Origin of the sequence: Streptomyces sp. NPDC096132 (assembly GCF_044763345.1) — a bacterium.
Taxonomy (GTDB): domain Bacteria; phylum Actinomycetota; class Actinomycetes; order Streptomycetales; family Streptomycetaceae; genus Streptomyces.
This window is the reverse complement of the sequence record NZ_JBIWGA010000086.1, coordinates 1-2496: the sequence shown is the minus strand read 5'-3', so window position 1 is coordinate 2496 and position 2496 is coordinate 1. Positions and strand designations below refer to the sequence as shown.

Genomic DNA, 2496 nt, shown 5'->3' with positions numbered 1-2496 from the left:
AACACAGTGGACGCGAGCAACTGAGGACAAGCCCTCGGCCTATTAGTACCGGTCACCTCCACACGTTACCGTGCTTCCAGATCCGGCCTATCAACCCAGTCGTCTACTGGGAGCCTTACCCCATCAAGTGGGTGGGAGTCCTCATCTCGAAGCAGGCTTCCCGCTTAGATGCTTTCAGCGGTTATCCCTCCCGAACGTAGCCAACCAGCCATGCCCTTGGCAGAACAACTGGCACACCAGAGGTTCGTCCGTCCCGGTCCTCTCGTACTAGGGACAGCCCTTCTCAAGACTCCTACGCGCACAGCGGATAGGGACCGAACTGTCTCACGACGTTCTAAACCCAGCTCGCGTACCGCTTTAATGGGCGAACAGCCCAACCCTTGGGACCGACTCCAGCCCCAGGATGCGACGAGCCGACATCGAGGTGCCAAACCATCCCGTCGATATGGACTCTTGGGGAAGATCAGCCTGTTATCCCCGGGGTACCTTTTATCCGTTGAGCGACGGCGCTTCCACAAGCCACCGCCGGATCACTAGTCCCGACTTTCGTCCCTGCTCGACCCGTCGGTCTCACAGTCAAGCTCCCTTGTGCACTTACACTCAACACCTGATTGCCAACCAGGCTGAGGGAACCTTTGGGCGCCTCCGTTACTCTTTAGGAGGCAACCGCCCCAGTTAAACTACCCATCAGACACTGTCCCTGATCCGGATCACGGACCCAGGTTAGACATCCAGCACGACCAGACTGGTATTTCAACGACGACTCCACCTGAACTGGCGTCCAAGCTTCACAGTCTCCCAGCTATCCTACACAAGCCGAACCGAACACCAATATCAAACTGTAGTAAAGGTCCCGGGGTCTTTCCGTCCTGCTGCGCGAAACGAGCATCTTTACTCGTAGTGCAATTTCACCGGGCCTATGGTTGAGACAGTCGAGAAGTCGTTACGCCATTCGTGCAGGTCGGAACTTACCCGACAAGGAATTTCGCTACCTTAGGATGGTTATAGTTACCACCGCCGTTTACTGGCGCTTAAGTTCTCAGCTTCGCCAGGACGAATCCTGACTAACCGGTCCCCTTAACGTTCCAGCACCGGGCAGGCGTCAGTCCGTATACATCGCCTTACGGCTTCGCACGGACCTGTGTTTTTAGTAAACAGTCGCTTCTCGCTGGTCTCTGCGGCCACCCCCAGCTCAGGAAGAAAATTCCCTCACCAGGTGTGGCCCCCCTTCTCCCGAAGTTACGGGGGCATTTTGCCGAGTTCCTTAACCATAGTTCACCCGAACGCCTCGGTATTCTCTACCTGACCACCTGAGTCGGTTTAGGGTACGGGCCGCCATGAAACTCGCTAGAGGCTTTTCTCGACAGCATAGGATCATCCACTTCACCACAATCGGCTCGGCATCAGGTCTCAGCCTTGATGTGCGACGGATTTGCCTATCGCACGGCCTACACCCTTACCCCGGGACAACCACCGCCCGGGATGGACTACCTTCCTGCGTCACCCCATCACTCACCTACTGCAAGTCTGGTCCGTCGGCTCCACCACTCCCCTTTGCCCGAAGGCTCCGGGGCGGCTTCACGGACTTAGCATCGCCTGGTTCAATGTTTGACGCTTCACAGCGGGTACCGGAATATCAACCGGTTATCCATCGACTACGCCTGTCGGCCTCGCCTTAGGTCCCGACTTACCCTGGGCAGATCAGCTTGACCCAGGAACCCTTAGTCAATCGGCGCACACGTTTCTCACGTGTGAATCGCTACTCATGCCTGCATTCTCACTCGTGAACCGTCCACAACTCGCTTCCGCGGCTGCTTCACCCGGCACACGACGCTCCCCTACCCATCACAGCACCCGTTGGGGCTATACACTGCAATGACACGACTTCGGCGGTACGCTTGAGCCCCGCTACATTGTCGGCGCGGAATCACTAGACCAGTGAGCTATTACGCACTCTTTCAAGGGTGGCTGCTTCTAAGCCAACCTCCTGGTTGTCTCTGCGACTCCACATCCTTTCCCACTTAGCGTACGCTTAGGGGCCTTAGTCGATGCTCTGGGCTGTTTCCCTCTCGACCATGGAGCTTATCCCCCACAGTCTCACTGCCGCGCTCTCACTTACCGGCATTCGGAGTTTGGCTAAGGTCAGTAACCCGGTAGGGCCCATCGCCTATCCAGTGCTCTACCTCCGGCAAGAAACACACGACGCTGCACCTAAATGCATTTCGGGGAGAACCAGCTATCACGGAGTTTGATTGGCCTTTCACCCCTAACCACAGGTCATCCCCCAGGTTTTCAACCCTGGTGGGTTCGGTCCTCCACGAAGTCTTACCTCCGCTTCAACCTGCCCATGGCTAGATCACTCCGCTTCGGGTCTTGAGCGTGCTACTACAGCGCCCTGTTCGGACTCGCTTTCGCTACGGCTACCCCACCCGGGTTAACCTCGCAACACACCGCAAACTCGCAGGCTCATTCTTCAAAAGGCACGCAGTCACGAGA

At 56.9% G+C, this 2496-nt stretch carries 1 rRNA gene; it reads right to left on the bottom strand.

The annotated features are described in order from the left end of the window. Positions 1-22: 22 nt before the first annotated feature. Positions 23-2496 (bottom strand): 23S ribosomal RNA (locus ACIRF9_RS52555); the annotation flags it as partial.